This is a genomic window from Ruegeria sp. G2 (genome assembly GCF_056533505.1).
This window is the reverse complement of record NZ_JBQFON010000006.1, coordinates 51,843-66,131: the sequence shown is the minus strand read 5'-3', so window position 1 is coordinate 66,131 and position 14,289 is coordinate 51,843. Positions and strand designations below refer to the sequence as shown.

18 protein-coding genes are annotated in these 14,289 nt (G+C 54.7%); 6 read left to right on the top strand and 12 right to left on the bottom strand.

Annotated features, from left to right (window positions below; genetic code table 11):
- Nucleotides 1–15 precede the first annotated feature (15 nt).
- Together ACR0DU_RS12430 and ACR0DU_RS12425 are read right to left on the bottom strand one after the other, a co-directional pair.
- Nucleotides 16–681: a DsbA family protein gene (locus ACR0DU_RS12430; protein WP_170771577.1), complete on the bottom strand. Its 666-nt coding sequence runs from the start codon at nucleotides 679–681 to the stop codon at nucleotides 16–18.
- 14 nt (nucleotides 682–695) lie between these two features.
- Complete coding sequence (locus ACR0DU_RS12425) at nucleotides 696–1,202, bottom strand: DUF721 domain-containing protein (protein ID WP_480456581.1); 507 nt, start codon at nucleotides 1,200–1,202, stop codon at nucleotides 696–698.
- Between the two features lie 150 nt (nucleotides 1,203–1,352).
- On the opposite strand from ACR0DU_RS12425, the gene ACR0DU_RS12420 reads away from it, so the two are divergent.
- Nucleotides 1,353–2,339 (top strand): A/G-specific adenine glycosylase, encoded by a 987-nt coding sequence (locus tag ACR0DU_RS12420; protein WP_480456737.1) that lies wholly within the window; start codon nucleotides 1,353–1,355, stop codon nucleotides 2,337–2,339.
- 59 nt (nucleotides 2,340–2,398) lie between these two features.
- Nucleotides 2,399–3,535, top strand: coding sequence for an alkane 1-monooxygenase (locus ACR0DU_RS12415; protein WP_480874947.1), 1,137 nt, complete (start codon nucleotides 2,399–2,401; stop codon nucleotides 3,533–3,535).
- Between the two features lie 79 nt (nucleotides 3,536–3,614).
- Here ACR0DU_RS12415 and ACR0DU_RS12410 read toward each other — a convergent pair whose 3' ends face one another.
- The 4 genes from ACR0DU_RS12410 to ACR0DU_RS12395 form a co-directional block, all read right to left on the bottom strand.
- Complete coding sequence (locus ACR0DU_RS12410; RefSeq protein WP_480874945.1) at nucleotides 3,615–5,003, bottom strand: adenylate/guanylate cyclase domain-containing protein; 1,389 nt, start codon at nucleotides 5,001–5,003, stop codon at nucleotides 3,615–3,617.
- 138 nt (nucleotides 5,004–5,141) lie between these two features.
- Nucleotides 5,142–6,245 carry a site-specific DNA-methyltransferase gene (locus tag ACR0DU_RS12405; RefSeq protein ID WP_170476318.1) on the bottom strand — a complete coding sequence of 368 codons (1,104 nt, stop codon included), beginning with the start codon at nucleotides 6,243–6,245 and terminating at the stop codon, nucleotides 5,142–5,144.
- Between the two features lie 105 nt (nucleotides 6,246–6,350).
- On the bottom strand, nucleotides 6,351–6,968 hold the full coding sequence (locus ACR0DU_RS12400; RefSeq protein WP_170476321.1) for a ribonuclease HII: 618 nt from the start codon (nucleotides 6,966–6,968) through the stop codon (nucleotides 6,351–6,353).
- 110 nt (nucleotides 6,969–7,078) lie between these two features.
- A complete protein-coding gene (locus tag ACR0DU_RS12395) occupies nucleotides 7,079–7,558 on the bottom strand; it encodes a hypothetical protein (RefSeq protein WP_319545444.1) in 480 nt (159 codons plus the stop codon).
- A gap of 176 nt (nucleotides 7,559–7,734) precedes the next feature.
- Here ACR0DU_RS12395 and ACR0DU_RS12390 point away from each other — a divergent pair, with 176 nt between their 5' ends.
- From ACR0DU_RS12390 to ACR0DU_RS12380, 3 genes are all read left to right on the top strand, one after another.
- Nucleotides 7,735–8,022, top strand: a complete 288-nt coding sequence (locus ACR0DU_RS12390) for a hypothetical protein (RefSeq protein WP_170476327.1) — start codon at nucleotides 7,735–7,737, stop codon at nucleotides 8,020–8,022.
- The gene (locus ACR0DU_RS12385; RefSeq protein ID WP_319545446.1) at nucleotides 7,994–8,695 is read left to right on the top strand and encodes a winged helix-turn-helix domain-containing protein; all 702 of its coding nucleotides are present in this window, start codon (nucleotides 7,994–7,996) and stop codon (nucleotides 8,693–8,695) included. Before ACR0DU_RS12390 ends, ACR0DU_RS12385 begins: the two co-directional genes overlap by 29 nt.
- Nucleotides 8,696–8,785: 90 nt before the next feature.
- Nucleotides 8,786–10,345 (top strand): DUF427 domain-containing protein, encoded by a 1,560-nt coding sequence (locus ACR0DU_RS12380; protein ID WP_480874941.1) that lies wholly within the window; start codon nucleotides 8,786–8,788, stop codon nucleotides 10,343–10,345.
- Between the two features lie 152 nt (nucleotides 10,346–10,497).
- On the opposite strand, the gene ACR0DU_RS12375 is transcribed toward ACR0DU_RS12380, so the two are convergent.
- The 4 genes from ACR0DU_RS12375 to ACR0DU_RS12360 all read right to left on the bottom strand — a co-directional run bounded on the left by ACR0DU_RS12375 (nucleotide 10,498) and on the right by ACR0DU_RS12360 (nucleotide 13,392).
- Complete coding sequence (locus tag ACR0DU_RS12375; RefSeq protein WP_480874940.1) at nucleotides 10,498–11,295, bottom strand: DUF1217 domain-containing protein; 798 nt, start codon at nucleotides 11,293–11,295, stop codon at nucleotides 10,498–10,500.
- A complete protein-coding gene (flbT, locus tag ACR0DU_RS12370) occupies nucleotides 11,292–11,693 on the bottom strand; it encodes a flagellar biosynthesis repressor FlbT (RefSeq protein ID WP_170780864.1) in 402 nt (133 codons plus the stop codon). Before flbT ends, ACR0DU_RS12375 begins: the two co-directional genes overlap by 4 nt.
- Nucleotides 11,693–12,067 carry a flagellar biosynthesis regulator FlaF gene (flaF, locus tag ACR0DU_RS12365; protein ID WP_170771591.1) on the bottom strand — a complete coding sequence of 125 codons (375 nt, stop codon included), beginning with the start codon at nucleotides 12,065–12,067 and terminating at the stop codon, nucleotides 11,693–11,695. The genes flbT and flaF overlap by 1 nt, the downstream gene beginning before the upstream one ends.
- Nucleotides 12,068–12,144: 77 nt before the next feature.
- Nucleotides 12,145–13,392 carry a flagellin gene (locus ACR0DU_RS12360; protein WP_170545302.1) on the bottom strand — a complete coding sequence of 416 codons (1,248 nt, stop codon included), beginning with the start codon at nucleotides 13,390–13,392 and terminating at the stop codon, nucleotides 12,145–12,147.
- Here ACR0DU_RS12360 and ACR0DU_RS12355 point away from each other — a divergent pair.
- Nucleotides 13,382–13,549, top strand: coding sequence for a hypothetical protein (locus tag ACR0DU_RS12355; RefSeq protein ID WP_162096913.1), 168 nt, complete (start codon nucleotides 13,382–13,384; stop codon nucleotides 13,547–13,549). The genes ACR0DU_RS12360 and ACR0DU_RS12355 overlap by 11 nt on opposite strands.
- A gap of 53 nt (nucleotides 13,550–13,602) precedes the next feature.
- Here ACR0DU_RS12355 and ACR0DU_RS12350 read toward each other — a convergent pair whose 3' ends face one another.
- Nucleotides 13,603–13,950 carry a flagellar export chaperone FlgN gene (locus ACR0DU_RS12350; RefSeq protein WP_170545305.1) on the bottom strand — a complete coding sequence of 116 codons (348 nt, stop codon included), beginning with the start codon at nucleotides 13,948–13,950 and terminating at the stop codon, nucleotides 13,603–13,605.
- On the bottom strand, nucleotides 13,943–14,215 hold the full coding sequence (locus ACR0DU_RS12345) for a rod-binding protein (RefSeq protein WP_480456572.1): 273 nt from the start codon (nucleotides 14,213–14,215) through the stop codon (nucleotides 13,943–13,945). The genes ACR0DU_RS12350 and ACR0DU_RS12345 overlap by 8 nt, the downstream gene beginning before the upstream one ends.
- Nucleotides 14,216–14,289: the final 74 nt, after the last annotated feature.

Sequence of the window (14,289 nt, the reverse complement as noted above, 5' to 3'; positions counted from 1 at the left end):
CTGGCCCAACAGGGATTAGCTGCCCAGCTCGTCTTCGATCAACTTCTTGAAGTCGTCATAAGACTGGTTATCAACCTTCTTGCCATTCACGATGAAAGAGGGTGTCGCCTGAATTCCATCACGTTCAGCGTTCTCTTGGTACCAGGCTACCAACGTCTGCGCGCGGGTGCCGTCCTGCAAGCAGGCTTCAAGCTGATCATTGTCGATACCTGCAAGACGACCAATCTTGCGCAGCTCGTCAACGATTTCGGCAGGACCACCGGCGCGAGTCCATTCGGACTGACCTTCGTAAAGCAGATCGGTAATGCCAAAAAACTTCTCGGGACCCGCACACCGCGCCACCATCGATGCCCAAAGGCCATAGCGGTCAAAATATACCTCGCGATAGGTGAACTTGACCTTGCCCGTGTCGATGAAGTCCTTCTTGAGCTGCTTATATGCGCCCTGATGGAAATTCGCGCAGTGCGGACAAGTGTATGATGCATATTCGATGATCTCGACTGGCGCGTCTTCCGCCCCCTGCACCATCTCAACGATGGTTGACGTGTCCAGATCCGCCTCTTGCGCCTCGGCGGTACCGACAAGCGGGTTCGAAGGGATCGTATTACTCGACGTTGTCAGCCAATAGCCGCCTGCGGCTACGGCGACAGCCGCACATATTACGGTTGCAATCCGGCTCATTCCTCAGCCCTTTCTTAGCGTTTCTGTCTGGATAAAACGTTGCGGCCCAAACGTTCAAGGGCTGCACGCAAATCTTCATCATGAACTGCGCGCGACACATTGTCGGCCTCAGCTGCAACTTCTGGTGAAACAACAGGTTTTGTCTGTTTCAGTTTATGATCGAAACTCGCCTGCCCCTCGGCAAATCCGGTCGGCGCGGTCTGGGTGATACGTACCCGATTGATCGCGTTGTAGCCATAGACGGCATTCACCTTGTCACGGAGCTGCTCTTTCTGCATCTCCAGCATTGGCGCCTGTGGCCCGGTTGTCAGCACCGTCAGAGTCGCCCCAAATCCGCCCTTGGCGTACCCTACATTCACCGGCCGGGCGATCGACGCGATGTCCTGGCCCACAATCTCGGCCCAATGAGTCAAAAGGCGCGAGACGGCAAAACCCCGGCTTTCCCCGGCCTGCCTGATCCGGTCATTCAGCAAAGTGGCGGTGCGCTTGAACCCGCGGGTCGAAGAACGTCTGCGTTGCATCTGGTTTCCAACTCTTGCACGGCTATTGTAATAAGCTGCGACCTGTGCGCCAGTGAAACCCGACAGGGAGTTACATAAAACTTGCGTGACTGCACCGAAATCGACCTGAGCAAGACGCTGTTGGACTGGTACGACCGCCACGCGCGGGAAATGCCGTGGCGGATTGGCCCGGTGGATCGCGCCGCCGGTGTCATGCCTGATCCCTATCGGGTCTGGCTTTCCGAAGTTATGCTACAGCAGACCACCGTAGCCGCTGTGCGCGACTATTTCATCAGATTCACCACCCGTTGGCCCACTGTCAAAGCCTTGGCACAGGCCCAAGACGATCAGGTCATGGGCGAGTGGGCTGGCCTTGGCTATTACGCCCGCGCGCGCAACTTATTGAAATGCGCGCGCGTTGTCGCTGCTGAGTATGATGGTCAATTCCCCGAGAGATACGACGCATTACTGAAACTGCCGGGAGTTGGGCCCTACACCGCTGCTGCTATTGCAGCGATTGCATTTGATCAATCCGAGACTGTTTTGGACGGCAACGTCGAACGAGTCATGGCGCGGTTATATGACATTCACGATCCCCTGCCTGGTTCAAAACCCCTATTGAAAGAAAAGGCCGCGTCACTGACACCACCTCTGCGGCCCGGGGATCATGCTCAGGCGGTTATGGATTTGGGCGCGACGATCTGCACACCTAAATCTCCAGCTTGCGGGATTTGTCCACTCTATGCACCCTGTCTGGCGCGGGCTGCGGGTACGCAGACAGAATTACCGCAAAAAACACCCAAAAAACCGAAACCAACACGGTTGGGTCATATCTATATTGCCCAACGCAGTGATGGTGCTCTGCTATTGGAACGCCGCCCCGACAAAGGCCTGCTGGGCGGCATGTTGGGCTGGCCCGGCTCGGACTGGTCCGACGCGCCTGTAGAAAATCCGCCGTTCCCGGCGCGTTGGCAAGAAATACCGGGCGAAGTGCGGCACACTTTCACCCATTTTCACCTGATCCTGCGTATCTGGACGACCAAACTGCCCGATGGGTTTACTCCGGATGATTTTGTGATCATGGACAAACACCAGTTCAAACCCAGCGACTTACCCACCGTTATGCGCAAGGGGTTCGATCTCTGGCGCGGCCAATAGACCGCTGTGCAAAACATAAAGAGCGGTCTACTGTTCGGGCAACGCTTTGGAGCCCCAAGATGATTGCATCTGACACCCTCTCTCGCTGGCAATCTGCCGTTCCATTTTGGGTCTCATACCTGCTGGTCCCACTCATTTGGATGACCTCCTTCGCTGGTGGTTGGTGGGTCTTGATTGTGCCTCTTTCAACTTGGTGGGCCTTTGCTGTGCTGGATCAACTGACGGGGCTTAACTTGGAAAATGCCGACCCGGATGCGCCAGATGAAGAGCTGGACTGGTATATTTGGCTGATCAAAGCATGGGCTCCGGTGCAGTTCCTCACGCTTTACGGACTGATCTGGTACACGACCCGCGCAACGGGACTGACCACAATCGAAAAAATTGGCGTATTCTTCGGCATGGGCGTTATTTCAGGCACGATCGGAATCAATTACAGCCACGAGTTGATGCACCAGAAAGGCAAGCTGGAACGATGGCTGGGTGATATCCTGCTGTCGATGGTGCTTTACTCCCATTTCCGGTCGGAACATCTGCTGGTCCACCACCGTTATGTTGGCACCCCACGCGACCCTGTGACCGCACGCTACAACGAAGGCTTCCACCGTTTCTATCCGCGCGTCCTGCGCCAAAGTCTGAAATCGGCGTTTCACGCGGAAGCGAACAAACTGGCCCGCAAAGACCGCCCCTGGACAGCTTCCACGAACCCCTTCTGGCGGTATTGGGCCTTGCAATCGACCATGGTGTTTCTGGCGTATCTGCTCGGAGGATGGGCCGGGATAGGCTTATTCCTGCTGCAGGCAGGTACCGCGATCTGGCAACTAGAATTGGTCAACTATGTCGAGCATTACGGCCTGACGCGAAAATACCTGGGGGATGGTAAGTACGAACACGTCCACCCGCGCCACTCGTGGAATGCGTCGCATAAAGCGTCGAACTGGCTACTTATCAACCTGCAACGCCATTCGGATCACCATTACAAACCAAGCCGCAGGTTCCCTTTGCTGCAACACCATTCTCAGGACGCCGCCCCGCAACTGCCATATGGGTATCCGGTCATGACAATTGCTGCGATGATCCCACCATTGTGGCGACGGATCATGAACCCCAAGGTCCGAGCGTGGCGACGTCAATACTACCCCGAGATCGCCGACTGGCAGCCCTATAACAAGGCGCAGAACCCTCTGCCTCGCACCTAACCGCAGCACGCGCCAGCATGCTGCCCCGCCCAACAGGAAGAAATCGCATCTTTGATGCGGTTCTGACAGGCGGGAGCCCCTATTTTTGGAGAACCCAAAAATCCATCGGGGCGGCGACACCTCGCACCGTCTGATCCGGCCGCTGTTCAAATCCTGCCATCAAGTCTTCTGAGTTCGGTGTTTCTTGCAACGCTTGGGTGCGCAATGCATCGCTGACAATTATGCGGGCAGCGCATTCGCGCGTCATGGCCTCAAGCTTTGCAGCAACATTTACCGCATCGCCTATCACAGCGAACTCCAGCCGGTTCGCTCCGATATCACCCAGGACAACTGAGCCATAGTGAACCCCTACTCCGATCTGAATCTCTGCCTCACCGGCGCGTTTGCGATCAATATTCCAGCGGTCGATCATATCGACCATCGACCGGGCACAAGCCAATGCATTGCTCGCATCCAATTCACCCGGCAGCGGTGTGCCAAACGTAGCCATCAATCCGTCTCCCAGATACTTGTCTAGCGTTCCATGATGGCGAAACACCTCTGTCTCCATCCGCGCATGGAACCCGCGCAAGACCTCGATAACCTCATACGGATCGCGCCCCGCAGAAAATTTGGTGAACCCAACGATGTCGATGAAAAGAACCGCGATGTCTTCTTTGCGGACCTGCTTCAAAGGCTCATCGTTCTGGCTGAGCTCATCAACCACATTCGGAGAGAAATAGCGCGACAAGTTCGCGCGCTCACGTTCAAGCCCGGCATTCGACATCAACAAGCGATTGAGGCGCCGCATCGAAACACCAAGCGTCACTGCAACCATGACAAAAACAATCACCTGCTGAATACGAAGCGTCGACATGAAACTGTTGGGATCCATGAATTCTGCGACGTCTGGATAACCTGCCAAGGCCTCGGATACGCGTTCGCTGATCCCTGGTATCGGCGTGGAGACCCACCATGCGATCACCCAACCAGCTGTCCACATTAACGCCGTCCAAGTTCCAATCGCGATGACGGTACGCCAGGAATAGGCAAGAGTTCCTGCAGCCAGAATGATGAAGAAATACTGGAAGTTGTCGAACCGATACTGCATTGCCAGCGGCCGCACGTCGTCGCTGAACGGGTTAGGAACGATCATACCCAATGTCATGATCAGCAAATCAATGAAGATCAAAAATAGCTCTGTTCGGGATTGACCAACGCGCCCCGCACGTCGGATCAGCCAACCATTGGCGCAGATCAGCAACAGAATGAAATGGTACCAGAGAACCTCCCAGTGGGGATTCAAGTAAATCAGCAATAGTGCCGTAAAGGCCATTGCGATCCAACGCGCCCGAACGGCAAGCTCCAAACCCTCACGCTTATTTCGCTCCAGCGCAGCTTCGGTGTACTTGTTGTCTAGGTCATAATTGTCCGGCTGCGTGAAGAACAGTCTGCTCAGACGAGATTGACTGGCGGTTGTCTCGGTCATTGCATCGGTCTCCCATATGCGCTGTCAGGGGCTACCCTATGCAATCATCCTATAGAGGAAAACAAAGACCCCGCCAAAACGGCGGGGCAAGGCTTAGTGCCTTGTGTCAGGCCACAGGCACCGGCGGTATTGAGTAAATCAGCTATGCATCTCTGATCGGATCTGCTGACGCAGCACATCAATCGGCACAGTCTTGCCATCGCGTTTGAAGCACCAGTAAGTCCAGCCATTGCAGGACGGCGCGTTTTCAAGATGCGCCCCCACTTGATGGATCGAGCCCTTGACGTTGTCGCCTACCAACGTCCCATCCGCGCGTACCTTGGCCTTGTGGCGCTGGTTCATGGAATAAAGCTCCTCACCCGGACGCAGCATGCCGCGTTCGACCAATTGGCCAAAGGGCACGCGCGGCTCGGCGCGTTTGCTGGCGCTGACTTCCAGCGCCTCGCGGTCGAATTTACGGACCTTGGCGATGCGCTTTTCAGCTACCTTGCGATAGCTTTCTTCGCGCTCGATACCGATGAACTCACGCCCCAGCATTTTCGCAACAGCACCTGTGGTGCCAGTGCCAAAAAAAGGATCCAGCACAACGTCACCCGGATTAGTCGAGCCAATCAAAACACGATGCAGCAGTGATTCCGGTTTCTGTGTCGGATGCGCCTTGTCGCCATTTTCATCCTTCAAGCGCTCGTGCCCGGTGCAGATCGGCAGCACCCAATCGCTGCGCATCTGTACGCCTTCATTCAGCGCTTTCAGCGCTTCGTAGTTAAACGTGTATTTCGCACCCTCACGTTTGGAGGCCCAGATCATCGTCTCATGCGCATTGGTGAAGCGCTTGCCGCGGAAATTCGGCATCGGGTTCGATTTTCGCCAAACCACATCATTCAGAATCCAATAGCCCGCATCCTGCAGGGCGGAACCCACGCGGAAAATGTTGTGATAAGACCCAATCACCCAGATCGCGCCATTGGGTTTCAGCAAACGATGCGCCGCTTTCAGCCATTCACGCGTGAACTGGTCGTAGGCGCCAAAGCTTGAGAATTGATCCCAGTGATCATCGACCGCATCGACCTGAGAGTTGTCTGGCCGGTGCAACTGGCCTTTCAGCTGCAGATTATACGGGGGGTCCGCAAAAATCAGGTCAACCGACGCCTCGGGCAGACTGTTCATCGCCTCGATGCAGTCCCCGGATAGAATCGTGTTTAAAGGGAGCGCGGTTGCGCCCTTCGTCTTGATTGTGGTCATATCACTGCCTCAGTTCCACGGCGCTTTTGCGCTCATTTGGTTGAGACAAGGATGATTCAAAGATGATTCGCCGTCAATTTCTTTTTTGAATCAGCAACTTACGATTTACTCTTGATACAAGATATTGTGGACCGGTTTGAACGAACGTCTATGGTGTGGGGTCACCCCGAGATTTCGCAGCGCCTCGCGGTGCTGTTTTGTCGGATATCCGGCATTTGCCTCCCACCCGTAGCCGGGATGCTGTTGCGCCAAATCCACCATCAATTGATCACGCCAGATTTTCGCAATGATCGACGCTGCCGCAATCGACATCGATCGAGCGTCACCCTTCACCACAGCTTGCGAGGGTAGTTTCATCCCGCGCGGAATCATATTCCCATCGATCAGCAGAAAATCCGGTGCCGGGTCGAGGGCCGCGACCGCACGCACCATCGCTAGATGAGAGGCACGTAGGATGTTGTGCTCATCTATCTCGGCGACTGTGGCTTCGGCCACCGCGACCTCTGCCCGATTGCGCAATGTCTCATCCAAACCAACGCGACGTTTGGCCGTCAGTTTTTTTGAATCGTTCAACCCGTCCGGAATATCCTGCGGATTCAATACCACCGCTGCCGCAACAACCGGCCCGGCCAATGGGCCACGCCCAACCTCATCCACCCCGGCAATTCGGGTGTATCCGCGCGCCAGCAAAGCCCGTTCGAGTTCGAAATCAGGTGTCGTCATACCATTGGCAAACCGCGTTTCCTTGCCGGGCGCAAGAAAAAAGAAGAGGGCAGCTTGCGCCACCCTCTCCCGCGTGGCGCTTCTATGGCGCCACTCCTGCTCGAAACCGGTTACTGGTAAACGACGCGGTATCCTTTCTGGCGCAGGCAGGCGGGTTCGTATGCCCGTTTTACCCTTTTACCATTCCAGAAACCAACCTTGCATTGGTGTGGCAGGCTATCGGCATGTTTATAGTGCTTCTTCAGGCAGTTCGGCCCAAGCAGCGGACGCTTTTTCGAATAGGCATCGAACGTGCGGAGACAGCGCTGCGGCAAGTCATAACGCGCAACCCGCTTTGGCAGCGGGCGAACAGCATGTTTTTTCCTAGCCTTTTCCGCCTTGGCTTCAGCCTTCTTATGACGCTTGCGGCGCTCGGCCTCTTCGTCACGCTTCTTCTCTTGATGGTAGTGATTGACCGCCGCACCAATGATCGCGATTGCAGCCAGTCCTCCGAGAATATCCCTGGTATCTGCCGCCCGTGCCTGTGACGCTGAGATCCCGGTGATGGCGACGGCGGCGGCTATGATCAGAGCAATAAATTTCCGGTGCATGATACGTGTCCTTTCGGATGATGGGGCAGGCCCGTGACGGACCGCGAAACTGATAACCCGACACTGCGACCACCCCCTCCAGACAAGCAATAACGGCAATCTGTTATCCAATATCAGCGCCGCAAACCCCCTGAGGTTATTGAATATCCGCCCAACCCATGCGCAGGATGCAGCCCATGAAACAGATCCTCTCTTCTCTGGCTCTGACGGCCCTGATATCGGTTGGGTCGCAGGCCGTCGCGGCAGATTGCTTTGCCGACTACAAAGCCAAGCAGGACAATCCCTTGCGCCTGCACTATGGCGTCATGCAAGTCTCAAGCTGCGATAAGGGCTCGGCCCGGAACGAAGTCGCAAAGCGGCTGAAATCAAACGGCTGGACCCTGCTGAACGTGATGACCGTTTTTGAGGCGAATGGATTGGATCAAAGGAAGGCCAATGCCGGAAAATTCTATCTCCGTTACTGAAGCGCGTCGCTCGGGGGTTCGGCTGGTTGGTCTGGGGATAGCGGCAATCGTCGCGATCCTGGTGACTGCAGCGGTTTTCCTGTTCTGGACGCTACCGGATGCGAACGCTTTCAACGCGCGCGTCGAGCGGTTGTTTGTCGAGTCTGACCTGACCTCACAATCCGAAATCCGCCTGCTGGAAATATTGGCCCAATCCGGCACAGCATTCGCCGATACGCTGTCCAGCTATCGCATGGTGATCTTCGTGCTGCTGGTCTTTGCCAGCGCCATGCTGATTACCGCGTTGGTGTTTCTGGTGATGCTAGTCCTGCTGAATCGCCGCATGGCGCAGATTGAGCGGACCGGGATTCAGGTGACCTCGCTGCTGATCAGCCGCGAGGAAAACACGGTTTACCTCAACAACATGGATTTCAGGCTAACTCCCGCAGCAATGGAAACCCTGTCGGTATTAGCCGAATCCCGGCTGGATGACGAAGTTCTGTCCGGAGCGCAGATCGAAGCCATGATTTCAGGGCGGAACGTGGTCGATTGCGAAGAAGCCGCTGGGGCCACCCGTATCAAACGCCTAAGGGACGCACTCGGCAATCAGATGGTCAGTGAATTGCTGGTGAAAAACATCGCCAAAAAAGGCTACATGTTGTCGATCGAAAAAGACGTAATTCAGATGGTCTGACTGCTTCATTGCGGTAAAATCTGTGTTCGCATCTTGGAATCGTCACCCTGAAGGCCCATCATATAAGGGCTTGGCCAGGGGAGGTTGCAGATGAACGTCCATGCCACACCAAATGTCAAAGGCTATGGTATTTCGGTTGAACCGTTAAAAGGGCGGATTGCGATCTACCGTGGTGATATCCTGCTCGCCGAAAGCCATAACGCCAAGGTCATGTATGAAACGCGGCTGCCCCCTTCGGTTTACATCCCGCGTGAAGACCTGTGCGTCGAACTCAGCCCCGAGACTGAGTTGCAAACATTCTGTCCGTTCAAGGGCACCGCAACCTATCACGACATCAGCCTGCCGGAAGAGCACCTGAGTAACTCGATCTGGGCCTATGAAGATGCCTTTCCCGAAAGCGCAGCCATTCAAGGACATATCGGCTTTATGCCCAACACGGCGACGCGGATCGACCTTGGAGAAAACCAACTTCGGCAACCCGATGACGGCAATATCAGCGGGCCTTTGATCGACTGGTTGATGCGCGGAGCGTCGGATATCGCAACACCCGATGCTTTCACCAAAGCACTGGCCGAGAAAATGCTGGAACACGGCATCGCAATACAACGCCTTAGCATCCTGGTCTGGTCGCTGCACCCGTTGATCGCAGGCAAACACTACATCTGGGAAAAGGACACGGCCGAGATTTCGACCCACACCCCGACCTACGAGATCCACGATCACCCTGCCTTTACCAATAGCCCCCTGCGCCACGTCTCAAACGGACTGGGCGGCGTGCGTCAACGCCTGAACAACGAAAATCCGCATAACAGTTTTCCGATCATCGAAGATCTGCGCGCGAAAGGGGCAACAGACTATGTTGCCATGCCACTACCCTTTTCAGATGGGCGAATAAACGTCCTGACCCTGACCAGTGATCACCCAGATGGATTCACAACAGAAAACCTTGGCCTGGTTTTTGAGTGCTCTTCCGTAATCGCGCGCTTCTACGAGGTCTTCATGCAGCGCGAAAACGCCCAGGTTTTGCTTGAAACCTATGTTGGCAAACGATCGGGCGCTCGGGTTTTGGGCGGTGAAATCCGCCGAGGTGATGGTGATGATATAGATGCGGCTATTATGTTTTGCGATCTGCGCAACTCAACCGCGCTCGAAGAGACGTTGGGCCGCGATGAATACATCGATTTGTTGAACGCGTTCTTCGAAACAGTATCGGGGATCGTGCACGACCATGATGGAGAAGTGTTGAAATTCATCGGCGACGCGGTATTGGCTGTTTTCCCGGCGGGTGACGACGCCGCTAAAGCCCGGACCAACGCGCAGCTCTCGGCGATTGAGATCGTCGAGAAACTGGCTGAGCTTCGCAACGGCGAAAATGATTATCATTGCGACTGCTCAATCGGCGTCGCCTATGGTCGTGTTACTTACGGCAATGTAGGCTCACAAGAGCGGCTGGATTTCACAGTGATCGGACAAGCGGCGAATATCGCCGCCAGACTAGGGGAATATGGCAAAACAGCCGGTCACAGAATCGTTGTATCCCACGATATCGAGCCCGCCTGTAAACAGGCCATCCCGTTAGGAGAGATCAAGCTGCATAACGTTTCGCAACCGATTAGTTCTTTTGCACTGCAAGCTTCTGCAGATATCTAACCGGATTCTTAAATTGTTAGCGGATACGACGCGTCGAAAGATCTGAACACCTAGTTGCCGAAGCCAGGTCTTTACCACACTCGAATTCACGCTTCAGAGCTTTGGCGATTTCTGACCCAGATCGAACTCCGTCCGACATCCAAAATTTAGTATCAAAACCCGCCACCCAGCAGGATCAACGCCGTCTGCGCAGGAGAAGTTACACTCTGGAATTGCACGATCTGGCTGCGGGCTAGATAGGTATCCGTCAAAATTTCGACGGCTTCTATGTCCGTAAATTGCGCCAGATTCGAGGATCCGGTGGCGCGTTGCAACCGATCCTTAAAGACTTCAAGTTGTTTGTCTAAATCCAACTGTGCAAATGATCTGGGCAGGCCTAATGCCGTTTCCATCATGTTGCGCAATGGTGGCAATCCCATAAGGTCGAACCATTTTCTGTTCTCACTACCACCTTGTTGAGCTATCTCGCGCAAGGCATGCTGCGTGAATAATGCGATACGCACCGATTCATCGGATTCACCAACCGATATTTCGAACCGGGCGGCCATATTATCTTCGGCGATCTTCTCCATCGCGCTGACCAAACCCGTCTTTGGAATCTCACCCGGCCCCAATCCAAAAGCTTTTGCAAAGTCACGATATCGGTTGTCAGCCAACCTGTTCGCCAATGCATCCTCCGCCTGAGTACCGTCCGACAGGATCTTTTGTATAAAAAACCGATTGTTCAGATCATCTTCGAGGCCAAAGGCACCCAAGGCGATCTGTAGCAAGCGACGATCAGCAACCAGATCTTCAGCCGAGCGAACATTTCCTATGTTTTTCAGAAAATACGTTGTCTCACGCTCATTAATCGACGAGTTTGAAAAACTTTGCAATTGCGCGTCATACGTCCGCTGAAGAAATCGCCAGCCCACAATTCCACCGGTGGGTACGACCGGTTGAAAGGTCATTGCTCATACGCCATCAACCGCTCTTCTCGTGGTAATAGAGAGCGCAACGCTTTTAGGCACTTATAGTATTGCTCGGCCACCAACGCTTCTGTGGCATCAGCCAACACCCGGCGGCTATCGGTATCTGTAAAGACCTGGCTCAACTCCTCTACGCGTCGCAGCAACTGCTGACGCGCCTGATCGGGTTCTGTGTCACCAGACAGCACAAGCTGTGCTGCATAGCAGACACGACGCACTGGAGTGTTCACCTCTTCAGGGTGAATAGCATCGCGCAGACGCAGAACATTGGCTTGCGGTGTCATGATGGAAAATCTGCTGCGGCGGTCACCATTTTCGATGACGACACCGTTGATCAGAACCCGCTCTTTTGGGGCAAGCTTTAGCACCAGACCGCCCATCAATTCCCCCTCATTTGACGTAGTCCTCGCAAGACTGCCATGTTGATTTCAAGCAGCGGCTCTACTGTCGCTTTATTTCCCAACACCTGGCTGCTGTGTTGTTCCGTGAATTCAGCGAGATAAAATATTCGAGCCCGCAGATTGTTCGGCAGTGCATTATCAGCATCCGCAACATCGGTCGCCAACACGCTCCATAACCGGCGGTTTTCATGCAATGCCTGGACGAAGGCGCTAAAATCCGTTTCCCTGCGTGCTGCCGCAGACTTCAGACGGTGTGTGATTTTGGATATCGCCTCATATTCCGTATCCCGGGGCGTTCGCGTCGGTGCAGCAGATTGCGCATAAGCGCGTTGGGCGAGCGTTTGCGGAGTCACTTGAAATCCTTCCGATTGTCCATCAGCGGGCAGTTAAGGCCGGAGCACGGCGCGCGCGCCCCGGCTGAGTTCCTGAATTAGCGGAACAGCGACAGGATGGACTGCGGAGCCTGGTTCGCAATAGAAAGAGACTGCGTCGCCAGCTGTTGTTGCACCTGCAGAGCCTGCAACCGGGCCGACGTCTCTTCCATGTCGGCGTCGACCAATGAACCAATACCGGATTTGAACGAGTCCGCCAGGTTCGAGATGAACTCTTTCTGGGTTTCAATCCGGCCCTGCGACGAACCAAATGCGGCCGATGCATCAATCGCGGTGTTGATCAGTGTCTCGATGGTTCCTAGTGCTGCCGCGGCACCTGCATCGGTCGATACGTCAATCGACGACAACGCACCCAAACCGCCTGCTCCGGCATTGGTGAATTGCGCCGAAACGGTCACATCGCGATCTGCGTCAGCACCCGCTGTCGCAGTCCCGGTAACGAATGAAAGCGTACCCGCCGCGCTGGAGTCATAGTCGATAGCCACACCGGTAATACCCAAGGCATCAATCTGGTTCTTCAACCCAACTGCGACAATCGCATCAGTATAAGCTGAGTCGTAGGTGCCCGACGGGTCCAGATCTCCAGCTTGAACCGTATAGGAAGCAACTTTGTCACCGATGGTAATCGACACCTGGTCACCAGCAGCAAAGTTGTCAGTCGAGCTGTCGATAACGATATCACCCGAACCGCCGGACTTATCCATTGTGAACCCGGCCGCATCATTGTCGGTGGTTACGTTATCCGACCCCGCCAGAACCCCCTTCGACGCATAGCCGCCGGTCGACAAATCCTGGCTCGCGACCGAAATCGATGATGCATTTACGTTTCCAGCGCTATCACGGTCCAGCGACGCAAGAATGGATGCTGTACCTGCCGACCCATCGACTAGGTTTAGACCATTGAATTGCGCCGCGCCTACGACCGATGCGATCTGGTCCCGCAATGCCGTCACATCGTCATTGATCTTGCCGCGGTCGACATTGTCTTCCTGTGCCGCAACAATCTTGCCTTTCATCTGGTTCAGCAGATCTGTAACCGTTTCCGAAGCGTTCCGTGCAACTGCCACTGTGGATTCACCCAGCGCCAGGCTGTCTTTGATGGCGTTGAAACCCTTAACGTCCGATTCCATCACTTTGGAAATAGCCCAGACGGCAGAGTTGTCCTTGGCCGTCGCCACATCTTTACCGGTCGAAATCGCGTTCTGCGTCATCGCAAGGTTCTTGTTTACGGATTTGAGAGTTTGCAGCGCAACCATTGCGCCATTGTTCGTCAGAATGCTGGACATATTTGTCATCCTCTTTGCGTTCGAGCGCCTTCGACGCCCATGTTGGACCCACCGAACCGGCGGGCATTCCGTCGTTCTGACCTTTGCGTCGCGCCCTGTGGCCTTCGCGCCACCTGCTGTTCCAGGTGCAATCCCAACTTTGACCCTGATCCCCTAACGGAGTGCTAAGACGAATAAATCCAAAGCTTTGGATTTGAATCAAACCCAGCCTTATGCACGCTTCTCCAGCTTTGCCTGCAAGCGCACCGAATACCCATTCCGCTGACCCGCCGCGTCATAAGTACTGAACTCCTGACGCACGCGACGCAGTTCCGACATGCGTTCAGCAACGGCGCGGATGCCCTCGGCTGCACTGGTCAATAGTGCCTGATTACGCGCGACTTTCATCTGAACACGAACAAGGTCGTCGCTATCAATGACTTTCAGGCCGTTGAGAGCATCAATCAGGTCTTCCTTTTCAGGTGCCAATCGGTTCAGGTCGTCAAGATCGCCGCCTATCAATGCCTTACGCTCCTGATCCAGCAGATCCTCCAACGCCTTTATCGGATTTTCACCCATCGGCCTTCTCCATCATTGCATTAAAGAGAACCTCTGACAGACCAATTCCACCAGCGCGGGCCATCTGCTGGGCCTGCTGCTGAATTAGAAACGAAGAAAACTGATCTTCACCTGCGCCTCCTCCGAACGATTGCCGCGCCTGCCCAAGGCCCGCGGATTTCAACGTCTCAGCGAGAAAGGTCGCCTCAAGCTCGATTGAGGCAGCTCTAAGCTTATCTGAAGCTTGAGCGGCCGGCGTCGTTGCTCCAATCGCTGATATCGACATTGGATTCTCCGTAAATTGCTTCGAACTTTCATGATCAAAGAGGAAAGCAGTTAAAATAATTGTAACTTCCTGAG